Below are 20798 nucleotides of genomic sequence, written 5' to 3'. Positions count from 1 at the left end.
CCCTGACCATGCCCCATCCGGTGAAGGCACGCCATGCCGACTCCCATCACACTCAAATCGCCGCTGCCTGCCGATGACCTGCTGTTCGAGTCGATGAACCTCACGGCGGGCCTGAGCACGCTCGGCGAGATGCAGCTCAACCTGCTCAGCAAGAAGGCCGACCTCAAGCCCGAGGACCTGCTGGGCAAGGCGGTGACGGTGGTGGTCCAGCAGCGTGACAGCGCCAAGCGCCACTTCAACGGCTTCGTGACGCGCTTGGGCACCGGTGGCCGGCGTGGCAGCTACTTCGCCTACCAGGCCACGGTGCGCCCGTGGTTGTGGTTCCTCACGCGCACGGCGGACTGCCGCATCTTCCAGGAGATGAGCGTTCCCGACATCGTGAAGAAGGTGTTCGAGGACCACGGTGTCGCCAACTTCCAGTTCAAGCTTTTCCGCAGCTACCGCCAGTGGGTGTACTGCGTGCAATACCGCGAGAGCGACTTCAACTTCGTGGCGCGGCTGCTGGAGCATGAGGGCATCTACTGGTACTTCGAGCACCAGGACGGCAAGCACAAGCTGGTGCTGGTCGATTCGCAAAGCGCGCACGACGCCGCGCCCGATTGCAAGGCACTGCCCTACATCGAGGAAGGCGCCGTGACCTCGCCGGACACCGACTGCGTGTCGGACTGGGCCTTCTCCCGCGAGGTGCGCACTGGCAAGGTCATGCTGACCAGCTACGACTTCGAGCGACCGTCCACCGACTTGAAAGTGAAGTCGGACAAGGTGCGCCAGCATTCGCTCGCGGACTACGAGCTGTTCGACTTCCAGGGCGACTACGTGAAGGCGGGCGACGGCTCGCAGTGGGCCGAGGACCGCATCGAGGAACAGCAGACGCCGTTCCAGCAATTGCGCGGCCAGTCGAATGCGCAGGGCATCCAGGTCGGGCACCTGCTGGAGGTCACGCACCACCCGCGTCCGGACCAGAACGACAAGTTCCTCATCACCTCGCTGTCGCTGCGTGCGCAGGTGGATGGGTACGAGGCCGGCAACGAGCCCGGCGGCCTGCACTGCGAGTTCTCGGCCATTCCATCGGCCCAGCAGTTCCGCCCGCCGCGCAGCACGCCCAAGCCCTTCGTGCAGGGGCCGCAGACGGCCGTGGTGGTGGGCCCCGGCGGCGAAGAGATATTCACCGACAAGTACGGCCGCGTGAAGGTGCAGTTCCACTGGGACCGCTACGGCCAGAAGAACGAGAAGAGCTCGTGCTGGGTGCGCGTGGCGCATCCGTGGGCGGGCAAGAACTTCGGCATCGTGGACGTCCCGCGCATCGGGCAGGAGGTGGTGGTCGACTTCCTCGAAGGCGACCCGGACCAGCCGCTCATCACCGGCCGCGTCTACAACGCCGAGCAGATGCCGCCCTGGGACCTGCCGGCCAATGCCACCCAGTCGGGCATCCTCACGCGGTCGAGCAAGGGCGGCGGCTACGGCAATGCCAACGCCATCCGCTTCGAGGACAAGGCCGGCAGCGAACAGCTGTGGATCCACGCCGAGAAGAACCAGGACATCGAGGTCGAGAAGGACGAGACGCACTGGGTGGGGCAGGATCGGAAGAAGACCATCGACCGCGATGAGACCACGCTGGTCAAGCATGACCGGACGGAGACGGTGAACAACAACGAGACCATCACCATCCACGGCATGCGCACCGAGACGGTCGACAAGGACGAGACCATCACCATCCACCAGAACCGCACGGAGACGGTGGACAAGGACGAGACGATCACGATCCACGGCGGCCGCACCGAGACGGTGGACAAGAACGAGACCATCACCATCCACGGCGCGCGCACCGAGAAGGTCGACAAGGACGAGACCATCACCATCGACGGCGGCCGCACCGAGACGGTGGCCAAGGAAGAGAAGATCACGATCAACGGCGGACGCACCGAGACGGTCGCCAAGGACGAGAAGATCACGATCAACGGCGGCCGCACCGAGACGGTGGCCAAGGACGAGAAGATCACGATCAATGGCGGCCGCACGGAGACGGTGGCCAAGGACGAGAACATCACGATCAGCGGCGGACGCACGGAGAGCGTGACCAAGGACGAGGGCGTCACCATCACCGGCGGACGCACCGTGAGCATTGGCAAGGCCGATGCGCTGACCGTGGGCAAGTCGCTCACGGTCACCGCCACGGACTCCATCTCGTTCACCACCGGCAAGGCCAGCATCACGCTGAACAAGGACGGCACCATCACCATCAACGGCAAGGACATCACCGTCGATGGCTCCGGAAAGATTCATCACAAGGCCTCGGGCGACATCGTGATGAAGGGCTCGAAGATTTTGCAGAACTGACGGGAGCAAGGCCATGAGCGGCAGAGATCCGATCGAACCCCTGGTGGCCTGTGCGCCGGCCGGCGTGGTGGTGGGTGAGCTGGTGGCGCTGGCCGACGAAGGCCGCACGCCATTGGTGATGGACACGCAGCGCCCCGAAGCGGGCGTCGTGCGCGCGAGGTCGGTGGTCGAGCTTCGCGGCGTGCACATCGGCCGCTCGGTGGTGCTGATGTTCGAGAACGGCGACCCGTCGCGACCGATCGTGATGGGCCTGCTGCAAGGCGATGAAGGCTGGCCGGCGGAGCACCGCCCGCAGGACTACGAGCTGGAGGCCGACGGACGCAGCCTCGTGGTCACCGCACGAGAGCGGCTGGTGCTGCGTTGCGGCAAGGCCTGCATCACGCTCACGCGCGGCGGCAAGGTGCTGATCGAGGGCACCTACCTGCTCAGCCGGTCGACGGGGGTCAGCCGCATCAAGGGCGGCTCGGTGCAGCTGAACTGACGCGAGCGACCGGCCCATGGAGATGATCAACGCCACCCGCATGGTGGCTGGCTATTCGGTGGCCGTGGATCGCCATGGGCGGGAGCAGCTCGTGGTGGTCATCAAAGGCACCTTCGTGCTGCCTGCGAACGGCCAGGCGATTCGCCTGCACGACGAGCAACTGCCGCTCGTGATGGCCGACACCTTCAGCGGCGAACCGGGGCGCACCGCACCCGTCCAGGAGATCGACTTCGCACCGCACAAGCCCGCCTGCGACGTGCTGCTGGTGGGCCATGCCCGCGCCCCGCAAGGCCGCGAGGTGACACGCCTGCGCGCCGGCCTGCGGGTCGGGCCGATGGAAAAGAGTTTCGATGTCGTGGGCGACCGCATCTGGCAGGCGGGACTGACCGGCATCAGCGCCTCGGCGCCGCAGCCTTTCACCGAAAAGCTCGTGTCCTACGACACTGCCTTCGGCGGAACCGACGCAGGCGGCGCACAGGAGGCCATGCCTGAGACCTACCTGCCCAACCCGGTGGGCCGGGGATGGCACCACCATCTGAGGAGCGCCTGGGTCGACGGCAAGCCGCTGCCCAACACGGAAGAGGTGGGCCAGCCGGTGAGATCGCCGGATCATCCCTACACGCCGGTGGCCCTCGGGCCCGTCGGCCGTGGCTGGCCGCAGCGGGCGCGCCATGCCGGCACCTACGACCAGGCCTGGATGGACAAGGTCTTTCCCTTCCTGCCCCAGGACTTCGACGAGCGCTACTACCAGGCGGCGCCGCAGGACCAGCAGGTGCCGGTGCCCGCGCAGCCCATGGAGGTCGTGCTCAGCGGCTTCACCGCGGATGGCGTGCGCCAGTTCGTGCTGCCGCATTTCGAGGCGCCGGTGAGCATCGTGCCCAAGCGCAGCGCGCGCGAAGACGCCCATGCCCGCCTGGACACCATCGTCTTCGAGCCCGACAGCGAGCGTTTCACCATGAGCTGGCGCCTGGCGCGTCCGCTGAAGAAGAGCATCCACGAGATCGCCCAGGTGCTGGTGGGCCGCAAGGGCCGGGAGTGGTGGCAGCAGCGCGAGCAACTGGCCTTTCCCATTCCGGTGGTCATGGTGCCGATGGAGAAGCCGGAATGAGCCACATCGCCATCCAGGCCACGGGGCTGGTGACCGCGGTGGGTCTGAGCGCCCCCGGCAGTTGTGCCGCCTTCCGCGCGAAGGTGAACAACCCTTCGGAAACCCGTTTCATCGATTCGACGGGCGCATGGATCGTTGCGCAGGAGGTGCCGCTGGACAAGCCGTGGCGTGGGCTGGCCAAGCTCGTGCAGATGGCGGTGATGGCGATCGAGGAAGCCTTGCAGGATGTTCCGCGCCGGCAATGGAGTGCGCTGCCGTTGCTGCTGTGCGTGGCCGAAGGCGATCGTCCGGGCCGGCAGCAGGGCTTGGATGGTGAGATGCTCCATCGCATCGAGCGTGCACTGGATGTGCGCTTCGCCCCGCAGTCCGCACTCGTCGCGCAAGGCCGCGTGAGCGTGGCGGCGGCCTTGGCGCAGGCGCGTGCCCTCATCGCCGGCGGCCATGCACCGCGGGTGGTGGTGGCGGCCACCGACAGCCTTCTTTCCTGGCCGACCTTGAGCCACTACGACCAGCAGGACCGCCTGCTGACCGCTCGCAATTCCAACGGCTTCATTCCCGGCGAAGGCGCAGGCGCGCTGCTGGTGGGGCCGGCCACGGGCGGCGAGGGCGAGCTCGTGTGCAGCGGCATCGGATTCGGCCACGAGGCGGCGCACGTGGACAGTGGCGATCCCCTGAAGGCAGACGGCCTCACCGATGCCATCCAGGCCAGCCTGGCTGAAGCGGGCTGGCAGATGCACGACTTCGACTACCGCATCACCGACCTGTCGGGCGAGTACTACTACTTCAAGGAGGCGACGCTCACCTTGTCGCGCACGCTGCGCCAGCTCAAGGACGAGTTCGACATCTGGCATCCGGCCGAGTGCACCGGCGAGGTGGGCGCGGCCAGCGGCGTGACGGTGATCGCCACCGCGCGCGAGGCTTGCATCAAGGGCTACACCAAGGGCCCCAGGGTGCTTGCCCATTGGGCCAACGACGGCGGGCAGCGCGCGGCGGTGGCCTTGCGGTACGGCGCAGCACCATGAGCAACGAGGTCTACGCCAACACCATGGAGGTGTCGTGCAAGCAGGCGGCAGGCAAGTCCGTGGCGGCCTTCCCCGACGTGTGCATGACGCCGCCCCAGACACCGGCCACGCCGCCCGGCGTGCCCATTCCCTATCCGAACACCGGCATGGCCTCGGACACCACCGACGGTTCTTCCAGCGTGAAGATCTCGGGGCAGGAGGTGATGCTCAAGAACAAGAGCTGCTTCAAGAAGAGCTCCGGCGACGAGGCCGGCTCCGCGCCGATGAAGGGTGTCGTCACCCACAAGATCACCGGCAAGGTCTTTTTCTCGATGTGGTCCATGGACGTGAAGTTCGAAGGCGAGAACGTCGTGCGCCACCTGGACATGACCACCCACAACCACGGCTCGACGCCGCCCAACGCCCTGCCCACCGTCTACCAGGACATGCTCGCCGCGCTGCCGCCCGAATGCGCGAAGGAAAAGGCGGAGTTCGAGTCGAAGTGTTCGTCGGCGACGGTGCAGGGCAACAAGGTGAAGAACTGCACCGACGATTGCAAGAAGGCGCAGAAGTGCATCCTCGTGCCCAAGAAGCTGGACAAGAAATTCTGCTGCGGCGAAGACACCGACACCGAGGAACGCACCGGCGACCACCTGGTGGAGGTGTCGTCCTTCACGCAGCCCGGCGGCCGTGGCGGCCTGTCGGGCATGGGGGTGACCCGGGCCGTCATCGCCTCGACGGGTGCTGACATCAGCAGTCCGCTGTCCAAGTCGATTCCGCTGGATGCGCAGTTCGCGGGCTACGACCAGTTCGCGGCCCCGACCGTCTGTGTCGGCAAGGACCACTCCGACCCGCTGCACCACAAGCTGCAAAGCCTGCGCGACAAGGCCAAGCGCCGCCGGCGCAACGCCTGCCGCGGACAGGCCCTGGACAGCTGGGGGCCGGACCCGGCCAGTGACCACTCATACGCTACGCTTGGCGAGTCCATCGAGGACGGCGCCTGGGCGCACAAGCAGGCCTTCCCGCAGTGCGAGAAGGCCTGCACGGAAAAGCAGCTGGAGGCCTACCATGTCGACGAGGCCGGCATTCCGCCCGAAACGCCGGTGCGAACGGCCACCGTCCTGAGCTGATTGGTGCAACCAAAAGGAACACGTGGTGACGACGCTCGCCCTGGCCGATCTGATGAAAGTGATGCCGCTGGTCGATGCCTGGGCATGCAGCGACGCCGAATGCCTGCTGCTGGTGAGCCACCCGGCGGACCCGGCGCTCGATGAGCGGCTGAGCGCCCTGGTGCTGGTGAACCGGCAGACCTCGGAAGGTGCGCTGCTGGGAGAGTTCCCAGGCGCTTCCGAACTGGTGCTGTGGACCCGCTTCACGGGGCCGCAGGCCAACGGCCTGCATGCGCTGGTGGCGTCGCCGGGCGGACACCTGTGGGAGCTGATGCCGGGCGGTCGCGTCCAGGCCATCCGCGATGCCTTCGGCAGCGATGGCCCATTGACCTACGGTTTCCTGAACTGCGCCACGCGGCAGTCGGACCAGGTCTACATCGGCGGCATGTCCAACCAGCTGTACCGGCTGCCCGAAGGCGGGCTGCGGGTCGAGCGTGCGGATGCCCAGGTGCTGGACCGCGACATGGCCGACGAAGACAGCGCCATCTACGGCATGGCCGACATGGATGGGCAACGCCTGCTGTGCGTGGGCGGCGGCGGGAAGATCTTCTGGATGGATGTGCACGGCGTGCCTCACGGCATCGACAGCGGCACCAACGTCATGATCAATGCCGTGGCCGCGCTCGATGCGCAGACCTTCGTCGCCTGCGGTGCCGGCGGCCTGCTGCTGCAAGGCGACTTGAGCGGCTGGTGCCAGGTGGAGGACAGCGATTCGACGGGCACCTATTTCTCCGCCGTGAAGACCCAAGGCCAGCGCCTGCTGTGGATCGGCGGGCAACGGCTGCACGCCTCGATGGCGGGCGACACCTGGTTCGAATTGAAGCGGGTGCCTGACGCCCCGGGCGTCAGCCGGTTTGCGCGCGGTGCCGGATCCGGCACCTGGGCGCTGGGCCCGTCGTCCATCGGCTGGACCGGCGACGGCGAGCGCTGGGCCTGGCTGCCGACGGCGTCGGTGCGCATCGCCGCGGGGTGACTTTCGGTCATTGATCGCATCCTGGCTTTGGCCAACCATGCGCCGTGGGCGCCAGCGCATGGCGCCCGTCCATGCCAGAGGCTTCAGGGATGCCCGACAAACCACCTTCCGGGGATGCGCACAAGGCCACGGAGCTGCTGACCCCATTGACGCAGCCGCGGCCCGCGCCCGACGACGACGCCACGCAGATTGCGCCGGCCATGCCGCCGCAGGCGCTGGAACCGCCCCTGCGCGGCGTGGAGACGCCGGTTTTGCGGCCCCTGCGGCAGCAGCAGCCACCGCCCGATGCCACCCAGGGCGGCGGTGCCTCCTTCGCCACCACGCGCCCGGCCACGCGCATGCACCTGCCGCCGGCGTCCGACCACTTCCCGCCCACCCAGACCCTGCCGGGCCACACCGAATCCGGTGCCCCTGATGCGCGGCAGGTCGGGCGCTACCTCATCCGCGAGCGCCTGGGCCGCGGCGGCATGGCCACGGTGTTCAAGGCGCACGACCCCGGCATCGGGCGCGACGTGGCCATCAAGTTCCTGCACGCCACGCTGTGCGAGGACGCCGAGTACCGCGGCCGTTTCCTGCGCGAGGCGCGTGCCGCCGGCGGGCTCTCGCATCCGAACATCGTCACCGTGCACGACGTGGGCGAGATCGAGGGCCGGCCCTACATGGCCATGGAGCTGCTGCACGGCGAGCCGCTGTCGGAGATGATGGACGGCGGCAAGCGCCTGCCGCTGCGCGACGTGGTGATCATGGGCGTGCAGCTCGCCCGCGCGCTCGACTACGCGCATGCGCACCGCATCGTCCACCGCGACATCAAGCCGGGCAACATCGTGCGGCTGCAGGGCACCAACACCATCAAGGTGACGGACTTCGGCATCGCGCACATGGAGTCGACCGGCAGCAGCGAGCAGCGCACCCGCGTGGGCGACGTGCTGGGTACGCCGCAGTACATGTCGCCCGAGCAGACGCAGGGCGAGAAGCTCGACGGCCGCTCCGACCTCTTCTCCGTGGGCATCGTGCTCTACCAGATGCTCACCGGCCAGCGCCCGTTCCAGGGCGACAGCCTGGTCGCGCTGGCGGTGAAGATCGCCAAGGAGGACCCGCAGCCCATCGAGAAGCTGCGGCCCGACGTGCCGGCCTCGCTGCGCCGCGTGGTCGAGCGCTGCCTGGCCAAGGCGCCCGACCGGCGCTTCCAGACCGGGCAGGAACTGTCGGACGCACTCACCCGCGTGCTGGCCGAACTCGACGAAGCCCAGCGCAACCGCGACAAGCCGCGCATCGTGCCGCTGCGGGTGAAGTGGGCCGCGACGATGGCGCTCATCGTCGCGGTGGTGATGGCGCTCACCGCCACCGTGGTCACTCAGCGGCAGTACGGCGCGATGATGAAGCAGGTCACCGAGTACGGTGCGTCGCTCGCGCGCTTCATCGCGGCGCAGAACGCGGTGGCGGCGCTGTCGGAAGAGTGGCCGGTGGTGGACGTCGCGTTGCAGGAGATCATGAAGACCGGCGACCTCCAGGGCGTGGCGGTGATGGACCGCGGCGGCATCGTGCGTGCCGCGGGCGATGCATCGCTGGTCGGCCAGGCCTACAAGCCGCCGGCCGGCGAGGCGCTGGGCGAACGCGAGGGCGGGGTGCTGATGTCGCGCTACAGCACGGCCACCGGGCCGGTGCTGAGCTTCGATGCGCCCATCACCTTCCAGGGCAAGCGCGTGGGCCGCGTGGCCCTGGCGCTGCCCGAGCGGCCGCTGGTGCGCGTGGCGCGCCTGTCCATGGGGCTCATGGCCGTGCTGGTGGTGGTGACGGTGCTGGCCGTGGCGATCGCCATGTACTTCGTGGCCAACTGGTTCGCGCGGCCCATCAAGCTGGTGAGCGAGAGCATGGGCGAGATCGCCAAGGGGCGCTTCGACCACCGCATCGCCGAAGAACGCAAGGACGAGTTCGGCCTGCTCTTCGCCGCCTTCGACCGCATGGCCCAGGCGCTGCAGGATGCGCGCGACAGCGGCGGCGCGTCCATGGCCGCACCCACGCCGACGCCGGTGCACCAGACCGCACCTGCCGTTGCGTCGGTGGAGGCCACCGAGCCACCCAAGCCCACCGAGTGAGGAGCCAGACGTGCGGTCGCAGGCCATCCGTTGGATCGGCGGCAGCTTGCTTGCTGCGGTGCTCGCCGGTTGCGCGGCGCCGCCAGCGAACACGCCTCAGGAGAAGACGCGGTCCATCGCGGCCGGCACGACGCCGCCTGCGACCGGCGAGGTGCTGGGCCGCAGCGACCGCTTCGTGATCTACAAGCCCGAGCCCGAGGACACGCTGCGCTCCATCGCGGCGCGCTTCCTCGGTGGCGAAGACCGCTACTGGGTCATCGGCGACTTCAACAACATCAGCCGCGTGGAGACGGGCCAGCCCGTGGTGGTGCCGCTGAAGGCGACCAACCCGATGGGCGTGTACGCCGACCGCATCCAGACGGTGCCCATCCTGTGCTACCACCGCTTCGGCAATGGCGGCGGCAAGATGGTGGTGTCGCCCGCCAACTTCGAGAGGCAGCTCGACTGGCTGGCGCGCAACGACTACCACGTCATCCGCCTGGCGGACCTCGCGGCCTACCTGAAGGGCGAGCAGCCGCTGCCGCGCCGCTCGGTGGTGATCACCATCGATGACGGCTACGAGTCGGTGTACCGGCATGCGCTGCCGGTGCTGCGCAAGCACGGCTTCCCGGCGACGGTGTTCGTCTACACCGACTTCATCGGCGCGGGCGAGGCGCTGTCGTGGGCGCAGCTGCAGGAACTCGCGGCGTCGGGGCTGGTGGATGTGCAGGCGCATTCCAAATCGCACCGCAACCTCATCGAACGCGCGGCCGGCGAGACCGACGCGCAGTATGCACAAGGCCTGGAGGCCGAGGCCCGCGCGCCGCGTGAACTCATCGAGCGCCGCCTGCCGGTGCGCGTGCGCCACTACGCCTACCCCTTCGGCGATGCGAACGACCAGGTGCTGGAGGCGCTCAACCGCCAGCAGTACCAACTGGCGGTGACGGTGAACCCCGGCGGCAATGCCTTCTTCGCGCAGCCGCTGATGCTGCGGCGGACGATGATCTTCGGCGACCACGACCTGGAAGCCTTCAAGGCCAGGCTGCAGATCAGCCGTGCCGTGGGTGGGCCATGAAGCAGGTGCTGTCCTTGCGTGCTGCGGCGCTCGGCGTGCTGGTGCTCTCGGGCTGCGCCGCGCCGCCGCCCGTGCCGCCGTCGTCATCCACCGACGACGAGGTGGCCCCGGTGCCTGCGCGTCAGGCCGTGGGTGCCGATGCCTTCGAGCAGCGCCTTCGCGAACGGGCGCTGCAGTCGATGCGGCAGGGGCAGCTGGCCGATGCGGCGACGGCCTGGGAAATCCTCACCGTGCTGCGGCCTGAGCAGCGCGACTACCGCGACCACCTCAACGAGACCCAGCAGCTCATCGCCCAGGCCGTGCCCGAGCGCATGCAGCGGGGCGCGCAGGCGCTCAAGCGTGGAGAGCTTGATGCGGCTGCATCGCAGTACCTGGCTGCGTTGGCACTCGCGCCCGACAACGCGCAGGCCGCGGAGGCACTGCGCGGCATCGAGCGCGAGCGCAACAAGCGCGGCGTGCTGGGCAAGGCTGCACGCGTCACCATCACCCGTCGCGCGTCGGCCGATGCGCGGATGGCGAGTGCTCCCGACCGCAATGCCATCGAACACGCCACCATGCTGGCCGGCCAGGGCGAGCTGGACGATGCCATCTCGCTGCTCGAACGCCAGCTCGCCGCCGACAAGCGCAACACCGCGGCCTGCCAGCTGCTGGCGGATGTCTACGTGCAGAAGGCGGAGAAGCAGGCGCCGCGCGACAAGCCTGGTGCGATTGCCTCGCTGGAGAAGAGCCTGCGGCTGGATGCGGGCAATGCCCGTGCCACGGAGCGCCTTCGGCAGCTCAAAGGCGGTAGTGCGGCGACGGTGACGCCGGTCGCCTCACGCGAAGGTTGCGCCGCATCACGCTGAATTCGCAGGGTGGGTCAAGCGAAGCGGACCCACCCTGCGTGGCCAACCTCATGTGCCGAGGCCTTTGACCTTTTCTTTCAAGGACAACGCACGCTGCCGTTCCAGCTTCGCCGTCTCATTGTTCGGATCCACCGCCAGCACACGCTCCCAGGAGCGGATGGCGCCATCGAGGTCCTGCTTCGCGAAGGCAGTGCGCGCATTCAGCGTGTAGCGCGACACGAGCTGCTTGCGCACCTCGGTGGCCTTGCCCTCGGCGCCCGGCTGGTCCAGCGTCGCGGCCTTGCTGTACTCGGCCAAGGCGCGCTCGAAGTCACCGCTCTTCTGGGCCAGTGCGCCTGCACGCATCGCACGCTCACCCGGCGTGGGCTCGGCCGGCGGCGGTGGCGGTGCGGGCACCGCAGGTGGAGGCGGCGGCGGGGGTGGCGGTGCAGGCTCTGCCTTCGCTGTCTCCCGCATCACCGAAGGCGGCGGGGCCTTGCCCGGAATGCGCAGCACCTGACCGCCCGACACCTGCTTGGGCACGGCGATGCTGTTGTAGCGCGCCAGGATGTAGAACGAATAGATGTCGCCCATGAACCGCCCCGCGATGCTCGACATGCTGTCGTTGGGCCGCACGGTGTAGGCGAAGGACTCGCGGCCCAGCGTGGCCACGGGGTCGGCGGTGATCTGGCGCATCAGGTTCAGCGCCAGCTTGTTGTTCGGGTCGGCCGCGAGCGCGCGCTGCAGCTCCGACTTGGCCTGTTCCTCGTGGCCGTTCTCCAGCATCACGGCCGCGGCCACCGCGATCTTGGTGGCTTGCTGCTGCGTGGCGGGCGAGGCCGGCGCGGCAGGCGTCACTGGCCGCTGCGACTCAGGCTCGGCATTGCCCGGCGCGGGCGCCGGTGCAGGCGGCTGCTGCGGCGCCTGTGCCGTGGGCACCTGCTGGCAGGCCGCGAGCAGGCCGGCAGCGGCGAACAAGGCGGCCAGTCGATGGGTTGAGATGAGCTTGTTGGACATTCCCTGTGCACCCCCTCGCCAGCGACGTGCAAGCGCACGCCGCCCGCACGGTCGACGAGGCAAGTGTCCCCCACAAGCTGCCCCGGCGACGGTGACTTTCGTTCATTGCCAATGGGCCGTGCCGGCATGCAGCATCGGCCATCCCAGCGCAGCCTTGCGCGGCTGGCCTGCCGCGCATCCGCCATGCTCACCATCGAACGCCCGCCCATTGCCGTGGTCGTGCAGCAGCACGCCGAAGAAAGCGCGATGCTGCGCCTCGTGCGCTCGGTGCTGGTGCGCGCGCCGCATGTGCGTCTGCGGCACCTGCGCCGCCTGGACGACCGCATCGCGGCGCACCTCGACGGATTGTCCGTGGCCGGGCGCTACGGCACGGCCCTGTGCACGGCGGCGCTGGAGCGTGCCGGCGCGGGCGAGGTGTTCGCCGCCGCCATCCGCGCCATCGACGAGCACGATGCCAAGGCACTGCACCGCCTCATCGCGCTCAGCGCTGCCTTGCCCGACGCCAGGCGCGGCCTCGTCTCCGCATTCGGATGGGTGTCGGCCGCGCAATTGCAAGGCATCGTGCGCGACCTGCTCTCGTCACGCGAGCCCGGGCCGCGCGAACTCGCGCTGGCGGCATGCCGCTTGCACCGGGTGGACCCCGGCCCCGCGCTGGCGACGGCATGGCGCGACGAGAACCCGGCCTTGCGTGCGCAGGCCCTGCGCGCCGCGGGCGAACTGGGCCGCACCGATTCGATGGCAGCGGCACTGGCCGCGGTGGCCGATGGCGATGCCGCCGTGGCCTGGCGTGCCATCTCCTGCGCCGTGCTGCTCGGCGACCGCGCGGACGCGATGTCCGCGCTCGAAGCCCTGGCGCACGGCGACGGTGTGTTCAGCGAGCAGGCCTTGCACCTGCTGCTGCTCGCCACCGAACTGCAGCGAGGCCGCAGCATCGTGCGCAAGCTGGCGCAGGGCGCGAAGCCCGATGCGGCGCTCAAGCGTCGCGTGATCCGCGCCTGCGGGCTGCTGGGCGATGCGCAGTTCGTGCCCTGGCTCATGGAGATGATGGCCGACGAGGTGCAGGCCCGCATCGCGGGCGAGGCCTTCACATTCATCACGGGGGCCGACCTCGCGGACCTGGACCTCGAACGCAAGCCGCCGGAGAACCCGCCAGGCGGCCCCAGCGGCGACCCCGACGACGACAACGTGGCGCTGGACGATGACGAGAGCCTGCCCTGGCCGGACCTCGAACGAGTGCAGCGCTGGTGGGAAGCGAACGCCCTGCGCCTGCCGGTGGACAGCCGCAGCTTCATGGGCGCCGCCGTCACGCCCGGGCATGTGGCCCACGTGCTGTACGAAGGCACGCAGCGACAGCGATTCGCCGCGGCCACGCATCGCTGCCTTCTCAACCCCGGCACGGCGCTCTTCCCGGTGTGCGAGCCCTCGTGGCGGCAACAGCGGCGCCTGGCTGCACTCACCCCATCCGCATGACGACGCCAGGAGGAATGACGCCCATGACCCTCACCCTGCGCGCCGTGTCGCTCAACGACCTGCCGCTCACCCAGCCCATCACCGCGCATTTCGATGCCCATGGCGGCACCATCGGCCGCGCGGACCACAACACCATGGCCTTGCCCGACCCGGTGCGCCACATCTCGCGCCAGCAGGCGCAGATCACCGCAGGGCGCTCGGGCTACGTCATCAAGAACATCGGCAGCGCCAACCCCATCCTCGTGCGCAACCAGGCGCTGGCGCAGGGCGAGTCGGCCACGCTGATGCACAGCGACCAGGTGCGCATCGGTGGCTACCTGCTGGAGGTCATCGACGAATCGGCGGGCGACGACAACGCCACGACCATCACCCGCGGGCGCGGTGCGGATGAGCCGATGGGCCATGCACCCCTGCCCATGCCGCCGGCCATGGCGGGCGACATGGGCGGCCCCTTGTCCAGCAGCAACCCGTTTGCGGACCTGCTGCGTGACCCGTCGGCGCCTGCGCCGTCCCACGCGCGCTTGCCGGATGACTTCGACCCCTTCGCCACCACCCCGGTGGTGGGTCCGCCCTCGGCCCCGAGGCCGGAGGCACAGCAGGGTGCGTTTGGCGATCTGATTCCAAGCGCTGCCCCCGCGTCCATCGACGAGATCTTCGGCCTCAAGCCATCAGCCGGGCGCGATCCGCTCGCAGACTTCATGGCCGGTGTGGGCACCCCGCCTGCCGCGGACAAGGTGCCGGTGTCGACCGACCCCTTGGCCATGTTCGCGCCGGTGGCTGAGCAGGCAGCGCTGCCACCCGAGGTCATGCCCGACCACACGCCGGAACTGCATGCGGCCTTCGTTCCGCCCAAGCCTTTGGAAGAAGTGGCAGAAGTGGCTCGCGAACCGGTGGTGGCTCCCCCCGTCGAGGCCGAAGCCGTGCCGCCCGAGTCAGCCGCACCGGCCGAGCCCTGGAGCGGTGACGCCGCTGCCTTGTGGAAGGCGTTCTGCGAAGGCGCGGGCATTCGCCTGAACCCGCCGCAAGGCGCCAACCCGGAGCTGATGCGTATCGTCGGCAAGCTGCTTCGATCGGCCGTGGAGGGCACCTTGCAGATGATGGCGGTGCGGCAGGCCACCCGGCACGAGCTGCATGCGCAGGTCACCATCATCCGCCCGCGCAACAACAACCCGCTGAAGTTCTCGCCCGATGCGCAGTCCGCGCTGGAGCAACTGCTGCAGCCGCCGATGCGCGGCTTCCTGCCCGGGCCGGCGGCCATGAGCGATGCGATGAACGACCTGGTGGGCCACGCCATCGGCACCATGGCCGGCACGCGGGCCGCGCTGGAGGGCGTGCTGGGCCGCTTCACCCCGCATGACCTGGAGGCCAAGCTGGCGGGCAAGTCCGTCATCGACAGCGTGCTGCCCATGAACCGCAAGGCCAAGCTGTGGGAGCTGTACCTGCAGCACTACGACGGCATCCGCGACGAAGCGCAGGAGGACTTTCAGACGTTGTTCGGCAAGGCCTTCCTCGCGGCGTACGAGCAGCAGCTGGAGCGGCTCAAGCGCGAGAAGGAGACTTCTTCAGCGAAGTGAGAAGGCCATGGTGGAGATCCAGGTCGCGGCGCTCAGTGAACTGGGCCAGCGCGACGTCAACGAAGACAAGGTGCACGTGAGCCGCGACGGTGGCCGGTGGGTGGCGCTGCTGGCTGACGGCGCAGGCGGCCATCGGAATGGAGCGGAAGCATCGCGGCGCGCGATGGAGAGCCTGGAGATGTCGCTGGTGCAGGCGTCGCCACCCTTCGACGCGCAGGCCCTGACGCAAGCCATGCTCGCCGCGCATGCGCATGTGCAGCAGGGCCAGGACAGTGACTCATCCGGCCAGGGACGCATGCACTCCACCGTGGTGGCACTGTGGATCGATGCCGCCGCCGAACTCGCCCTGTGGTCCCACGTGGGCGACTCGCGCCTGTACCGCGTTCGCGACGGCATGCTCAGCCAACTGACGGTGGATGACAGCATCGTGCAGCGCATGGTGGAAGCGGGCGTGCTGTCTGAGGCGCAGGCCGCGGAGCATCCGCTGAAGAACCAGCTGATGGCGGCATTGGGCATTGACGATGAGATCGACCCGCACACGACGGCGAGGCCGGTGGCCGTGCATGAGGGCGATGCGTTCTTGTTGTGCAGCGATGGGTGGTGGGGGGCGCTGGGGGAGGGGGCGATTGTTGATGCTCTGGCGGGGGCGGAGTCGTTGGAGGAGTGGCTGTCGGGGATGAAGGGGCGGATCGAGGCGAGGGCTTGGCCGAAGCAGGACAACTTCAGTGCGGTGGGAGTTTGGGTGGGGGAGGCGGGGGAGTGGACTCGGCCGATGGGGGTGTAGCGGGTGCCGCCGTTGCCCTCGCGCCCCGAACTTGCGGGCCGTTGAGAGGAGCGGATGACCACTGGATTGCGCATAGCCGCCATTGAACTAACTCGCGGGCAACAGAAATCCTTGACGATTCGAGAGCCCGTTATGGCCACCAATCAGCGCTTTGCCTAACGTCGTTCATCAACGCCTGCGTCAACGAGGCTGTTCCGACTTCTGCGAGCGCCGATGCGACGAGCCGCAGTGCCGAAATGACTGTCGCCCTCGAGACGGCCGGCGTGGCGGTCATGAGATCGAAGGCCCGCCATCTCACTTCCGTCGTCTTGTATGTCAATGCAACTTGCGCGGCCTGTGGGATGCGGTTGTCAGCCTTTTCCGAGGCCAAGCTGGTCAAGGAAGCCTCCAGCAGCTCTGCGCGTTCGACCGGACTCTTGGCCGCAAGCGACAGACGTGCGAGCGGACTAGCTTCCGATGCAGCTCTAGCGCACGCTGTGATGCGCGGCCATGCGAGTACCTGGTCCTCGGGATCCATCAGTTCTAGGGCGTCGGTGAGTGAGCTGATGCGCGGCTTGTCGGAGTTCACTGCGAGGAACCAGTTCTGGCGAAGCAGATTTCGACGCGGATCGTCTGCTGGCAAGTACCTGATAGCTTGAACCATGTAAGACACACCATCGTTGGGATCCTTTTGCGCTGCGATGTCCTCAATGGCCTGATCAACGAGATCGTGCGCACCGAGTCGCACCGCCACTGGCAGCAAGGATAAGAGTACATGCGTACGAACAATAGGGGCGAGGCCTGCCAGTTCTCTACGCACCACTTCCAGTTCTCCGGCTGTCCAGAAATCTGTTGCATAGCGTGCGGCCATGCCGAACTGAAATCCGGACAAATCGTCCGATCGGGTGAGAATGCGCTGCCAACACTCACGGAAGATGGCTTCCTGTTTGTGCGGCGGAACGCGCACCATCTCCCTGAGCATGGTGCTCACACCATTGTTGATGTCTTGTGCTCTTCGAATCGCTTCAAGTCCAGCATCTGCCAGTGCGTCTCCTGCCGGAAGTTGGTTCGACAGCTGCAGGAGCAACTCTCCGAAGTGCAACACATAGCTAACCTTGTGGATGTCACCTAGTAGAGCGCCGAATTCGCGTTGCTTGTCCGCCGCAGGCAATGTGGAGAAGAGGGAGACAAGTGCCAAGCCGCGCGAATAGTCGTCTTCAATGCGACGCGCATTGAAGAGTGCTTGTCCGATGATTGATTGACGCAGAGGTGGCTCCGCAGCCCTGGCCAGTTGCATCAGAGCATGAGTGCGGTTATTCGCAGTCGGTAAGTTCAAGGCAAGTTGACGAACTATGGCCACAATCTCCTGACGTGCATCGGCCCGAACCACGGGCACGACGTGTACTAGCGAGTCGACCGCCCAGAAGTCCGGCACGAACAGGGCTGCCAAAGCGGTCATCAGGCTCGTCTTGTAAGACTCCGCCGGCAAACGATGAATCGCCAGAACGGCAAGCGTCGCTGACGCTCTTTTGAGCCGCTCCTGCCGCACATGTGCTTGGATGTCCCACGGCGCGGTCGCGTGCATTGCGTGGGATGCCTCCATTGCTTTGATCTGCGGCACGAGACGAAGGACCTGCGGTTCCAGCCGGTCTGCACCAACTTGGGCGGCGAGCATCCCCAAGGCTTCTACCATCAGGAGCAGATCAGAGGCGGCGTCGACCCAACGCAGGCACTGATCCAAGAAGCGTTCCGCGAGTCCAGCTAAATCTCGCCCCTGCAGAGCTGCGATGACAGGAATCAGCGACGGAGCTGTGGAGGCAGCATCCTGCTTCGTGAGCGCTTTCGACATTGCATCGACCAGGACGTCCTCAAGCCGCACATCGTCCAGGGACGGCGCGAGCGCTGCGATGCTCCCCATTCGCGGCTTGGTATCCGCATGCAGCCAGGCTAGGACGCGCTCGATGATTTCTTCTCTGCGGGGCGTTGGAAGATGTGGTGCCAGGCGAGCCAACTGATCGTTGCGGTTTTCAACGTTTTCGGTCTGAAGAACGTCCGACAGCAAGCGTTCTGAGTATGCGGCGGGTAAATTTGGGGCGAGGTCCAGCATGTAGCCGATACGGTTCTCGGATGCCTGGAGTTCGGCGACGTTGAGTGCCTGCCGCTGGGTAATCAACTGTTCTTGAAGCGCCATGGCCAGCAGTTGGCTCGGCATATTGATGCCTTGTGACTTGACGCTGCTTACTGCCAGGGCGATCTTGATTTTTGACCGTAGCGCACGGCTTGCCTCTTCGCGATAGATTGCGCAAGGCTGCATCACTGCGGAAGCAACAAGCAATGAATCCGCATAGTCGACGTAGTCTTTGTCCATGCGAAACCAAGCCTGCCTCCAGCCATCGGTCAGTAGAAGTTCGATGTCATCCAGGGATGCGGTTCCTGCGCGACGCAGGTGATGTACGTGGCGCCGTAGAACGTACGCCGGTGCCGGCGCGTTCGAGTCTGTGTCGAGGCCTTTGGCGACGTCCCGGCCCCAAGCAAGGAAGGCATGCTCCACCGACTGCAGAGTGGATGAATCAAATCGCTCCTCGCGCAGATACTCGCCGAGCTTTGGGTGGTTCAACACATATCCATGATCGGCACGTCCGTCGCCAGCGATAAACCGCCTAAGCGGTTTGACGAATCGGTCCGATGCGGCGGGGCGGGGCAGGTGGCAGAGCTCGCAGACTAGGTCGGTGAGATGTGGAGCTTCGAGAGGTCCCTGGGCCATCGCGAGAACAGCTAAGGTCGTGTCCACTGACTCTTGGCCACCATGCTCCTCCGCAAAGCTTTGGGCATCGAACGCTCGTGAAAAATAGGCGGCAAAGCCCGGCAATAGGCCATCCAGGACCTCTGCGCTAATGTGACCTCCACGTTTCGCTATGGCACTCAGATCCTCTGCATACAGGGCTAGAAGCAATGGCTCACCGGCCGACAACACCATCAGTCGATCGCTCAAAGCGTCGCTTACAGTTTCCTTCGCGATTCCCACACTTTCGAGAATGGGAACAACTGCCTTTTGATCGAGTATCGATAGACCTTCTGAGATGGCCCGCGCGTCGCCTTGCCAATCCAGCCGCCTTAGCCAGCCCTTCGGACCACGATCGCCAGCTTGTTCGCGGGCGCTAACCAGGATTCTGATGTTCGGCGGTAGTGACGGCGGGAACACCGTTGGGTTGAAGCTTGCTCCGTGGGCCTCGTCCAAGCCGTCCACTACGATCAACACGTGCCGGGACGCGTTCGCCGCTTGGATCAGAAGTGCTGCTGATATCCCCTGGTAATAAGTGTCCAGATCAGTGGATGGCGGCGCCAGCTTGACCTGCAGCACGCGCGCCAGCTGTGCCGCCAACAGCGCATAGAAGACTGCCGGCCGGTCGGTACCGAACCGAAGGCTGATCGGTACGAAAACGACGGCCCATGTAGCATCTGATTCAAGGCGCTCGGTCCACTGAACCAGTAGTGCACTCTTGCCGCGTGCGGTCGGAGCGCATATCAGGAGCCGGCTGGGCGCAGCTGCGTCAGAGAGCCACGTATCCAGCCGCTGGCATTCCACATCGCGGCCACCGAATGGTTGCGCGGCCATCTGTTCCGAGATGAGATAGTGTTGCCGGAAGGTTTGTATATAGCCTCGATACTGAGAAACCTCGTCCAATTGCTCCCACACCCAACCGGACATGGCCTCGGGGGGGCTTTCGTCAGGTATCGCCCCAAGCTGGACGCGAGCCGCCTTCAAAATTCCCGACAGCGCCTCAGCGGTCCATCTACCGCGCCGTTCGATGAGGCCGTGCGCGGAAAGCTGAATCTCCGTCCAAGCACTGGCGGCGTCACGCTCAGTGGCGCACAGCCGCAGGAGATCGATTTTGGCCGCATGTTCTGAAGCGTCATCGTGATCGGCGCAGTGCACGACGACCACACGTAACCTGCCGCAAACAATCTGCACAGGCAACCCCGCGTTCTCCAGCCGGGCTTTGAACTCGCAAGTGATGTCGTCAAGCGAGTCCTCGCGACCTTCGCCCAGACGTATGATTCCCCGTGCGAGCCCTCGGCGGATGGTGGTACTGGCATCTATGTCGACCACCAGCGCGCCGTAGGCAATCTCCCGCCGATGAACGCCACGGGCTAGAGCGTCGAGCGCCGTCCACAGCTCTTCTCCCCGCGTCAGACCTTTCTTCGCTTGGGCTTCTACCACCAGTTCGTTTGCAAGGACGAACCGCAGATCGTCACCTGGCCCGTTGGTCTCGCACCAGATCTCAACCGGGACGTCGACCTCCAGCTCCTTAAGCCAGCCAAGCGGCCGGCGCCCTAGGAGATGGACTGCAGCCACCGCGGCTACGCGGGCATGCAGGTTCATCCCGCCCGCTGCGGCACTTCCGCCCGAGACGTTCGTACGTTCTGTTGTAGCGGCGGATTGCGATTTCGACATTCTGCGTCCTGCAACGGTGACTACGGCGGATTGCTGTTCTTTGCGGCGGCGACTTACCAGCGCCTCACATGGATCCGATTGAACAACCAAGAAGGAGCGTCAATACAGCCGCAGACATGCTTTCAAAGAGGTGCCAATGGTTGGCTGCATAAGTCGCAACGTCTTCCCTCGACGCTCGCGGACGTCGGATAGCGCCTGCCCAACCACGATGTTAGCGACCAACCCAAGCCGTGTCCCGTGCAGCTGAAGGCTACCCCGGACGACGGCGTCCGCCACCGATATGACGGAGCCGCAGCGGAAGGGTTCGTACAGACAGTCCCCGTCATCTTTTAACGCCAAACGGGAGGCAAGTGGCAGCGACAGAACAAGCAGGCGCCTGCCCCACCGACGGCAACCCAGCAGTGATGCAGCGGTTGTGACCTTTGGCTGGTCTCATCACCTCAGCGGCGGAAACCAAGCTCCTGCAGATGTTGCG

At 66.7% G+C, this 20798-nt stretch carries 14 protein-coding genes; 12 read left to right on the top strand and 2 right to left on the bottom strand.

From position 1 onward, the window contains the following. Positions 1–33 precede the first annotated feature (33 nt). The 9 genes from DZC73_RS11320 (at position 34) to DZC73_RS11280 (ending at position 11064) form a co-directional block, all read left to right on the top strand. Positions 34–2337 (top strand): type VI secretion system Vgr family protein, encoded by a 2304-nt coding sequence (locus DZC73_RS11320; protein WP_124540312.1) that lies wholly within the window; start codon positions 34–36, stop codon positions 2335–2337. A gap of 13 nt (positions 2338–2350) precedes the next feature. Next, a complete protein-coding gene (locus DZC73_RS11315) occupies positions 2351–2818 on the top strand; it encodes a DUF6484 domain-containing protein (RefSeq protein WP_124540311.1) in 468 nt (155 codons plus the stop codon). A gap of 16 nt (positions 2819–2834) precedes the next feature. Then, positions 2835–3926, top strand: coding sequence for a DUF2169 family type VI secretion system accessory protein (locus DZC73_RS11310; RefSeq protein WP_124540310.1), 1092 nt, complete (start codon positions 2835–2837; stop codon positions 3924–3926). Next, positions 3923–4948 (top strand): hypothetical protein, encoded by a 1026-nt coding sequence (locus tag DZC73_RS11305; RefSeq protein WP_124540309.1) that lies wholly within the window; start codon positions 3923–3925, stop codon positions 4946–4948. Before DZC73_RS11310 ends, DZC73_RS11305 begins: the two co-directional genes overlap by 4 nt. Then, a complete protein-coding gene (locus DZC73_RS11300; protein WP_124540308.1) occupies positions 4945–6057 on the top strand; it encodes a PAAR-like domain-containing protein in 1113 nt (370 codons plus the stop codon). Before DZC73_RS11305 ends, DZC73_RS11300 begins: the two co-directional genes overlap by 4 nt. Before the next feature lie 25 nt (positions 6058–6082). Next, the gene (locus DZC73_RS11295; protein ID WP_124540307.1) at positions 6083–7069 is read left to right on the top strand and encodes a hypothetical protein; all 987 of its coding nucleotides are present in this window, start codon (positions 6083–6085) and stop codon (positions 7067–7069) included. A gap of 89 nt (positions 7070–7158) precedes the next feature. After that, entirely contained in the window at positions 7159–9165 is a 2007-nt protein-coding gene (locus tag DZC73_RS11290; protein WP_161974539.1) for a protein kinase domain-containing protein, read from the top strand. Positions 9166–9175: 10 nt separating this feature from the next. Then, positions 9176–10219, top strand: a complete 1044-nt coding sequence (locus DZC73_RS11285; RefSeq protein WP_161974538.1) for a polysaccharide deacetylase family protein — start codon at positions 9176–9178, stop codon at positions 10217–10219. Next, on the top strand, positions 10216–11064 hold the full coding sequence (locus DZC73_RS11280) for a tetratricopeptide repeat protein (protein ID WP_124540304.1): 849 nt from the start codon (positions 10216–10218) through the stop codon (positions 11062–11064). The genes DZC73_RS11285 and DZC73_RS11280 overlap by 4 nt, the downstream gene beginning before the upstream one ends. 48 nt (positions 11065–11112) lie before the next feature. Here DZC73_RS11280 and DZC73_RS11275 read toward each other — a convergent pair whose 3' ends face one another. Next, on the bottom strand, positions 11113–12060 hold the full coding sequence (locus DZC73_RS11275) for a LysM peptidoglycan-binding domain-containing protein (RefSeq protein WP_124540303.1): 948 nt from the start codon (positions 12058–12060) through the stop codon (positions 11113–11115). A 183-nt stretch (positions 12061–12243) separates the two neighbouring features. Here DZC73_RS11275 and DZC73_RS11270 point away from each other — a divergent pair, with 183 nt between their 5' ends. From DZC73_RS11270 to DZC73_RS11260, 3 genes are read left to right on the top strand one after another with little or no spacing between them, the layout of a single operon-like run. Next, entirely contained in the window at positions 12244–13530 is a 1287-nt protein-coding gene (locus DZC73_RS11270) for a TIGR02270 family protein (protein WP_198414823.1), read from the top strand. Positions 13531–13553: 23 nt separating this feature from the next. Further along, on the top strand, positions 13554–15104 hold the full coding sequence (gene tagH, locus DZC73_RS11265; protein WP_161974537.1) for a type VI secretion system-associated FHA domain protein TagH: 1551 nt from the start codon (positions 13554–13556) through the stop codon (positions 15102–15104). Positions 15105–15111: 7 nt separating this feature from the next. After that, positions 15112–15888 carry a PP2C family protein-serine/threonine phosphatase gene (locus DZC73_RS11260; RefSeq protein WP_124540301.1) on the top strand — a complete coding sequence of 259 codons (777 nt, stop codon included), beginning with the start codon at positions 15112–15114 and terminating at the stop codon, positions 15886–15888. Between the two features lie 130 nt (positions 15889–16018). Here DZC73_RS11260 and DZC73_RS11255 read toward each other — a convergent pair whose 3' ends face one another. Continuing rightward, the gene (locus DZC73_RS11255) at positions 16019–20323 is read right to left on the bottom strand and encodes a hypothetical protein (protein ID WP_124540300.1); all 4305 of its coding nucleotides are present in this window, start codon (positions 20321–20323) and stop codon (positions 16019–16021) included. Positions 20324–20798 lie beyond the last annotated feature (475 nt).

Source organism: Rhizobacter terrae (assembly GCF_003852895.1).
GTDB classification, from domain to species: domain Bacteria; phylum Pseudomonadota; class Gammaproteobacteria; order Burkholderiales; family Burkholderiaceae_C; genus Albitalea; species Albitalea terrae.
Note: the sequence above shows the minus strand (reverse complement) of the source record. Positions and strands in the feature narration are given on the sequence as shown.

Coding starts and splice junctions, on each gene's coding strand:
- DZC73_RS11255 (WP_124540300.1), bottom strand. CDS start 20,323: ATGTCGAAATCGCAATCCGCCGCTACAACAGAACGTACGAACGTCTCG.
- DZC73_RS11320 (WP_124540312.1), top strand. CDS start 34: ATGCCGACTCCCATCACACTCAAATCGCCGCTGCCTGCCGATGACCTG.
- DZC73_RS11270 (WP_198414823.1), top strand. CDS start 12,244: ATGCTCACCATCGAACGCCCGCCCATTGCCGTGGTCGTGCAGCAGCAC.
- DZC73_RS11275 (WP_124540303.1), bottom strand. CDS start 12,060: ATGTCCAACAAGCTCATCTCAACCCATCGACTGGCCGCCTTGTTCGCC.
- DZC73_RS11280 (WP_124540304.1), top strand. CDS start 10,216: ATGAAGCAGGTGCTGTCCTTGCGTGCTGCGGCGCTCGGCGTGCTGGTG.
- DZC73_RS11305 (WP_124540309.1), top strand. CDS start 3,923: ATGAGCCACATCGCCATCCAGGCCACGGGGCTGGTGACCGCGGTGGGT.
- tagH (WP_161974537.1), top strand. CDS start 13,554: ATGACCCTCACCCTGCGCGCCGTGTCGCTCAACGACCTGCCGCTCACC.
- DZC73_RS11310 (WP_124540310.1), top strand. CDS start 2,835: ATGGAGATGATCAACGCCACCCGCATGGTGGCTGGCTATTCGGTGGCC.
- DZC73_RS11260 (WP_124540301.1), top strand. CDS start 15,112: ATGGTGGAGATCCAGGTCGCGGCGCTCAGTGAACTGGGCCAGCGCGAC.
- DZC73_RS11315 (WP_124540311.1), top strand. CDS start 2,351: ATGAGCGGCAGAGATCCGATCGAACCCCTGGTGGCCTGTGCGCCGGCC.
- DZC73_RS11300 (WP_124540308.1), top strand. CDS start 4,945: ATGAGCAACGAGGTCTACGCCAACACCATGGAGGTGTCGTGCAAGCAG.
- DZC73_RS11290 (WP_161974539.1), top strand. CDS start 7,159: ATGCCCGACAAACCACCTTCCGGGGATGCGCACAAGGCCACGGAGCTG.